This window comes from uncultured Gimesia sp. (assembly GCF_937910335.1).
Lineage (GTDB): Bacteria > Planctomycetota > Planctomycetia > Planctomycetales > Planctomycetaceae > Gimesia.
Genome location: NZ_CALEMX010000364.1, coordinates 1 through 7582, shown reverse-complemented (window position 1 = coordinate 7582; position 7582 = coordinate 1). Strand labels below are relative to the sequence as shown.

General features: G+C 45.7%; 6 protein-coding genes. All 6 read right to left on the bottom strand.

All coding sequences use genetic code 11. From position 1 onward, the window contains the following. Nucleotides 1–95: 95 nt before the first annotated feature. The 6 genes from fliS to Q0668_RS14595 all read right to left on the bottom strand — a co-directional run bounded on the left by fliS (nt 96) and on the right by Q0668_RS14595 (nt 7489). A complete protein-coding gene (gene fliS, locus Q0668_RS14620) occupies nt 96–569 on the bottom strand; it encodes a flagellar export chaperone FliS (protein WP_298865954.1) in 474 nt (157 codons plus the stop codon). A 53-nt stretch (nt 570–622) separates the two neighbouring features. Then, nucleotides 623–3355, bottom strand: coding sequence for a flagellar filament capping protein FliD (gene fliD, locus Q0668_RS14615; RefSeq protein WP_298865952.1), 2733 nt, complete (start codon nt 3353–3355; stop codon nt 623–625). Nucleotides 3356–3652: 297 nt separating this feature from the next. Further along, a complete protein-coding gene (locus Q0668_RS14610) occupies nt 3653–4435 on the bottom strand; it encodes a class I SAM-dependent methyltransferase (RefSeq protein WP_298865951.1) in 783 nt (260 codons plus the stop codon). 36 nt (nt 4436–4471) lie between these two features. After that, a complete protein-coding gene (locus Q0668_RS14605; RefSeq protein WP_298865950.1) occupies nt 4472–5323 on the bottom strand; it encodes a phytanoyl-CoA dioxygenase family protein in 852 nt (283 codons plus the stop codon). Between the two features lie 38 nt (nt 5324–5361). Continuing rightward, a complete protein-coding gene (locus Q0668_RS14600; protein WP_298865948.1) occupies nt 5362–6063 on the bottom strand; it encodes a sulfotransferase domain-containing protein in 702 nt (233 codons plus the stop codon). A gap of 70 nt (nt 6064–6133) precedes the next feature. Next, nucleotides 6134–7489: a class I SAM-dependent methyltransferase gene (locus Q0668_RS14595; protein ID WP_298865946.1), complete on the bottom strand. Its 1356-nt coding sequence runs from the start codon at nt 7487–7489 to the stop codon at nt 6134–6136. Between the last annotated feature and the right edge of the window lie 93 nt (nt 7490–7582).

The following is a 7582-nucleotide window of genomic DNA, read 5'->3' as shown; positions in this document are numbered from 1 at the left end:
TCTCCACCTCAGGCACCCTCATCATTGTATATGGTGAGGGTGCTTTTTTATTGCGCGCAGTGAAGATTTCTGCTCTTCTGAGGCGCGGATTAAATTCAAGTCAGCCATGATCGGCTTTGATGTGTTTTATCTGAATGCTCAATGTGATGCGGGCGTTTCAGTGGGTCATGTGAGTGAACGGTTTTATTTTCATCAATCGTAGCGGGTTGCAGTGTTTGAATGAGTTCACACCAGGATTCCCGATGAATCTCCAGTATTTTTAAGGCGTCGTGAATGTAGCTTGCTTCCTGCTTGACGTCAGCATAGTTCAAATTCTCATAGACAAAAACGAATAATGCTTTCAGCTGTTCAATCATTTCAGGTTGTTGGGCAGGATCGAGTCCGCCAATCAATTCTGCTACCAGATCTCTGCTCTTATCTAACGCGAAGTGTCCTTCTTCGAACTGGTTATTCTCAATGGCCTGAGCTGCTTTTCTGGCAAATCGCAGTGCGCCATCGACGACCATCAGATGCAGTTGATGTGGTTGCGCTGTCAAAACCTGATTTTCAAGATAGTCTTTTCCGTTCATCTCCTGAATGGCCCCTCTGTTAGTTTGATTATGTAAAAAATGATTCCGGTTGATTATCTCTTATTGGAATTATTGAAAGTCAGAAGTTGAAGCCCCTCCAATGCCGTCTGTTGAGAGTTCAACTGGTTTACTATGGTTTCCTGCAAAGTAAATTGACGAATGAGCCGCTCGCGTCTGTCTTCCAGAATCGAGTTCAAATCATCGACGCGCGTATTTAAAGCAAGTGCCGATGCCTGCAATGAATCGATTTGTGCCTTGAAGGTACCAGTAAACGGATCGGTCATGGTTGTGATCACTTCTTCCATCACGACGGCAAAACCTTTGTCATCCTGCTGAAAGAATTCCGTAATCGCACCGGGATCATCAATCAGTACTTGATCAAGAATAGAACTGTTTAGTGTTAATTTGCCATCACCACCAAACTGCACGCCTAAGTCAGACATGCTTTTAATCGAATTGTTACTGACAGAAAGTTTTTTGGTGATTAATCCTTCCAGGCGAGAAACCGTAGTTAATACAACGCTACTTCCATTTAGCACACCTCGTTCATTGGTATCTGGATTGAAATCAGTCAGTGCATCTTTTGCGTCAATGAAATTGTTATACGAAGAAATAAAACTGTTAATAGACGTTTTAATTCCCGCAGTATCACGGGCAACGTTGATTGTCGCCGCTGAAGTAGAAGTGGAAAGTAAGTCGATCTCCAGTCCCGTTATGGCATCATCAAAACTATTGGTAGACGATGTCAGTAAAAAAGATGTTTGCGGATTGCTGCCAATTCGAATGAGAGCATCATCGGCATCAACGGAGGTGGTGAAGCCAAAATCAAATGAACTCTCCAGTATCAGCTCTCCGGCGGCACCACTTCGAGAAGAAGTGAAGGACAGCCGGGCAGAATTAAACGCGGTACCGTCATCGATAATCGTCGCGGAAGCAATACCGGTTGCGTTTACTTTTTCTGCTATGTCATCAAGTGTGTCTGTCGCATCGACTGTAATTACAGTCGTCTGACGGCTATCAACGCCAGTTGTCCCGGAACCTAAAATTCCCAGGTCCGCAGCCACAGTTCCGCTGGAGAGTTCTTCTACCTTGACATCAAAACTACTCCCTCCAGTACTTTCCACAATAAAGCCATCACCGGTATCATTAAGGCGAGCGTTGATTTTCGCGCCGGCTGTTGTGGCTGCATCATTAATTTTTGTAAGCACATCGCCGACCGTTTTAGTCGTACTTGTGTCAGACAAATCGACATTGAAACTGACTCCATCGCGGTCGGTCACGCGAATACTACCGGCGGCGACCGCAGTGCCATTCTTGGCATAAGTTGATAACGAGGAGTCTTCGTTGATGTAACGCAGGTCTAAGGATCCGGAACTCACCGTATGTTTTGAGTCAGCGAGAACCGCTTCGATTTTCAGAAAACCAGCCAGATTTCCGGAGACATCCTGGATCTCAATCGATGTTCCCGATGGAGCAGACGTGTCTTTGATCTGGATACCCGTTTTGGTAGCATCGAGACTGGCTTCAATTTGGATTGAGCCGTTGGCATTGATTAGATCAATGACTTCATCCAGAGTTTCGGCAGAGGAAAAATCGATCGTCGTGTTGCCTCCTGCGCCATCGATAAAATTAACCTGACCTGCGTTGAGAACGGTTCCCGTTGATGAAACGCCTCCATTTAAACTTCTGAGAAGTACCGAATTCAAACCGCCGGAAAGTGTGCCGGTGATTGTTCCACCCGGGCCCGTTGTTTGAATTCCCAGTTCACGCGCTGCTAACGAACTGTTTAATGCAGTCACTTCAAACGTGGTTCCTCCTGCAGTATTATCAGTCAGGCTTAACTTTCCATTCACGTCGATCGCAGCAGTGACCTTACCTCCGTTTGCTCCGTTGTTGTTGATTAGATCGACGACATCTCCGACTGTCTGAGCAGTGTCCAGGTTGACGTCGATGGTAGAGGCATCTGCGGTTGTGATCTGAAAATCATCTGATCCGGTAACCGTAGTAATTCCATTTCCGTCATTTATTTGTGACAGGTTGAAATCACTGGTGATTCGATAGACGGAATCACCATTAAAAGTAGAAGCGACCACGGACTTCAAAATTCCCAGATCCGCGGCTGTTTGTCCACCACTCACTTCGCCGACTTTAAGTGTTCCTACTCCGGATCCCGTATCGGTAAAAACCAGATGATCATCTTCTATACTGGCAACGATGGAGGTGGCTGACTTATTTATTTCATTGACAACATCTTCAACGGTGAGTGTTTTGGTCAGATCAATGACTTCTGTTTGACCATCGCGATCAGTGATGCGAATGCTTCCCCGTTGCACACCCAAGCCATCATTCAGTTCTTCCAGAAGTTTGGGCTCATCCAGCTTCCCGCCGTTTGAAAGAGTAATGGTAGTTGCAGTTCCTATTTGGGTCGTATCAGAATCAGCAAAGCCGTTGGAAATCGCCTGGTGATTCGAAGATTTGCGCAAACCTTGTAACTGGTAGGAAGCGGATGTAGCCGTACTATTGGCGGCAACGCTGAATTGACTGGTGTCGGAACTGGTTGCCTGCAGCGTCTCGAAAGTGCTTTCCAGATTCAGCTTTTGAACGGAGGAATTCAGCGTCAACAGGTTGGCTTCGAGGGTTTTGATTCCCCCTTCAGTGGCTTGAAATGCGGACGCACGATCTGCCAGACGAACCAGGGCATTTCGCTGGACACCGATAATCGCGTCAACAATTTCCGTAATATTTAATCCGGTTGCCAGGCCGACACCGGAACTGATGCCTGACATATTACTTTACCAAGCCTCTCTTAGAGTGACTGAGCCATTGCTCCGTTCACGCTCATTGGCCTTCACCCAGAATTCTGAGTATGAGCATGTTCTGATTATTTCGACCGAAAATAAAACCACCAGCACACAAGTCTCTTTCCAGTCATTTAGCAACAATCCGCGCACGACGAACGACTGCATCTAAACTTGTATCGGTTAGTCAAAGGTTGCTGCTTGAAGAGAGTGTTCAGAGATCGGCTTCAAGAAGCGTGTTTTCAGTACAATTTGGCAATTATTACGGTTTTTCGGGCCATGAAACTATTCAATAATTGCATAGGAAAGTGAAGTGGCAAAAGGAAACCGCTTGAGTCGTAAATTGGGAATCCCCAGTGTTTCCATCGCTGCCAGCGTTTCTCCCGGGAATAGACTCATGTTTAATTCGTCGAAGGCAATGATGGCTCCTTTGGGCATCCGTGGGATGAGCAGTTCCAGCGCCACTTTGGTCGGTTCGTACAGGTCTGCATCCAGATGTAACAGTGAGACGACCAGATGTTGATTTTTTTCCAGATAGTCGGGCAGGGTGACACTGATATCCCCCTTGACCAGTTCCACTTTGGGGATGTGATTCAGATAACGCGTGGAATTGTAAAGCTGAATCGCCTGTTCCAGATCTTCCATCGCATTCTCTTCTGACTTAAACCCGCCGACTTCGAGATGTTCGCTGGTTCCCGTCGTATCTTTTTCACTGAGTGAGGGGAAACCTTCGAATGTGTCGAAACCGATGATTTTTCGTAGATAATTCACCGGTTCCAGAATGGCGCTGAATTGTGCCCAGGCCATCAGGCTTGCACCTCGGTGAACGCCCAGTTCTACTATGGAACCATTGACTTCCAGTTGTTGTTGAAAGATTTCATAACGCGCCATTAATTTTGTAATCGCTTGCCTGGAAACGTATTTTGTAAACGCATCAAGCTTGTTCAAATTCGAGCCAACACTCGATTCCCAGTATTGCTCAACGGCATTCAGTGCGTTCAAGTCATTTTCAGATTGATTCTGTGACTCACCAACATTACCGCGTAAAAGACCTTTTTTTTCTACCATGTCAAATTAGCTTTTTATGAAGTGTTGTGTAAATAATCAGGAAGCCGACCGTTGCATTGCCTGTCTGGCGCGTGTGATGTCTTTGATGCGCCAGCCCTCTTCCAGAAACTGTGGATCCCTCAGATCCCGGTAACGCAAATTGAGAACAAACCGTACGTAGTTAGATTGATTTTTACTGGGTGTGTGCGGAGTCAAACTGTGAAATAAAAGGACATCCCCCACTTCAAGTGAGGTGGGCACAACGCGGTCGTAGCTGTGAACAACTTCGGGAGGCAGCGAATGCCATTTGGTGGTAATGCCATGGTCATGCTCGTCATGCGAGACAGGTGGTTTCTGGTGCTCTCCCAGTGCAAATGTCAAACTGCCATTTTTATGATCCGTTTTCTGCAAAGGGGCATACATCGTAATGGTCGAATAAGGCCCTTCATTGTAATACCAGTCCTGATGCCACGAAGCAAGATGCCATTCTCCCTGTGGCATGCTCATCAAAATAATATACCGGTCGTGAATTGAAATATCAGTCGAGAGCAATGTCTCAAGAATCGTCATCAATTTCGGATGAGCACCCATCGTGTGCAGAGACGGGGCGGAATTCATGGAATCGTAAAGAACGCTTTGGGCCCCGGGAGCTAGCTCTTCCAGTCTGATTAATCGGTCGCTGATTTGCGAGATTTCATTACTGTTTTCGGAAACATCAGCGCCATAATGTTGTTCTAGTAGACTGAGACGGCCTGCAAGATCATTAAGCATCGGCAGATAGTCCCGAGGATCGAACAGGTTTTTCGCCAGTAGGACCCCTTCTTCCTCATACTGATTCAGATGCTGTTTAGAGAGTTCGATGTCTTTCGATTGACAATTCAGAGTGCATAATTGATTTAAAGGCAGCATGATTTACCATCCCTGGTACAACGAATTGAGTTTCTTTGTTATTCTTCGTAACCAAATTGGTCAACTAATGGTTTGAAAAATCGAGTGACCATAGACTTTTCAGATTTTGAAAGTTGTTCGCGCCACTTTCCAATACAGAGGGGCTGTATTATGGAGGATTCCGATACGTGTTCTTCGTCAATTCGTACCGATTGGTTTGAATGGGAGTCATTAGTTGCAGGCGTAGCCACAGACTGTTGTTGGGCTACTTGCTCACGTAATTCACCGGCTATTTCCGTAACGACATCTAATTTTAAGAGGACTCCTAATTTGGTAGCCATCTGATAAATGAGTCCTTCTGCATTCTCCGCAATATGTTCGTACGGAATGACCATAATTCCGGGTAGGCAAAGTGCGTGATGAATTTCCTGATAAGCGGTGACGGTCTGCTCGACAGCAGTAGCAAAAGGGATGTGACTATTTTCCATCTCGACACAGACAACATCACGCGGGTCACGATAATGATAGAAGGGACGCACACGATCATCCTGAGCCGCCGCAATGGCCTCTTCGATCAAAAAATGAAACTGGAGAATCATCCGCTCATTCATCTTTATTGTGCTGATGATTTGAGAAAGTTCCTGGATGTTAGACGCTTCTTCAATCTGGAATGTGTAGTTTTGGCTTTCCCAGATTTTTTTGAATACTTCCTGTGACCAGTCTGTTCCTGAGTTCGGAATTCCGAAATTGAAGATGATCATAATTTATCCTGTCTGAATTTATTTTCGGACATTGCTCTGTTACAAAGCGGCAATGAAACTCCGGTCTTTTTTACTCCAAGTGATTGTCGATCGAATCGCGTTGTCTGTTTTTTTGAGAGAGGAACTGTGGTCGAGGAACCTTCGCTTCGGGTTGTGCTTCTTCCTCTCGATAAGGGTGAGTGTCCTCGAAGTAATCAATCAGTCGGCCCTGGTATTCGATCAAGATCGTGTCAAAACGAATTTGATTGCGTTGAATTTCGACGACAATATCGGCGGCCCGCCATTGCGTTGCAATCAGAATTACCTCTACGGGTTCTTCGATTAACTGGTCCCGGAACAAAATTTCCTGACCGGTACCCGGAACAAATGTGCCAGCTTTATTCATGTCCGAATCAATGACAATCGGAAATCGCTTTTTATCAAGCTGGTTTTGATTAATAAACGCAGCCGCTTTCCCCGTGCCACCCCAAATGGCAATTCGTTTTCCGGAGTTCGAGAGGTCATCAAACTGATCTTTCAGTTGGACTGCCGCCTGCAAAGCTTTTTCCTGAAAAGCAACTGCCTGACGTGCCAATTCTACTTGATGAGTCTGAGGCTGAAAGCTGGCCATGCCGTAAATGACTTCGCCGTTATAGCTGGTTTCAATTAAATCAACGCTGGTAGCACAACGCGTTAAGAGTCTCTCCAGCGAACGAGTTGTAAAGTGTGAATTATGTTCATAGAAAAAGTCTACCGTGCGGCTCGCAGCAAGTACGCCATCAATACAGGGAACTTCAATAAACACTCTGGTTGCACATTCAGCCACGTTGGCGGCAAAGGCGACTTCCTGTGCAAAGCCAAGTGGATTCATCAAATGTTCAAACACATGTCGACTGATGATTAAGTCCGGACGAAGTTCCGCTAAATGCTGTCCAGGATTGAATAACATGGCCCGGGCATCAATTAAATCGCCTTCTGTTTCAATTTCCGCGTTCGGATCAAAGCCGATAAATTTTCCGGTCGGAATTTTCTTTGCCAGTGAACGTAGTAAATGGCCTTCTCCACAGCCGATTTCTACGACGACCGGATTTTCGGGAAGCGTTTCTGCAATGAGATCACATACTTTTTGTAGATGTTCCGACCAGATTGCCCCTTTGTTAAACATTAGATTTGGCTTATCCGAATAAGGAACTTTTGCATAATCAAAGGCGGCATTCGAAATATGGCCACAATCGACACAGCGCATGAAGTCATGCGGCAGACGTTCCATCTTTTGCGCTTCTTCGCAACTTTGAGGCCAGGCCAAAGTCGTTAATGGCAGTAAACCACCATCATAAAACTGTACGGCAATATGATAACTGCAAGCAGGACAAGTATAATTCCGCATGGCAGAATTAAGAATTTTCGTTTGTTCTTCACTTTTCTTTTGATTAAGAGAAGCATCCATGCTTTGATCCTCGTTTGAAGTTGAGTTTGTCAGGCCTATGATCCCGCATTTCCCAGATGACTTCCCTCGCTTTGGCACGTAATTTGCGCCATA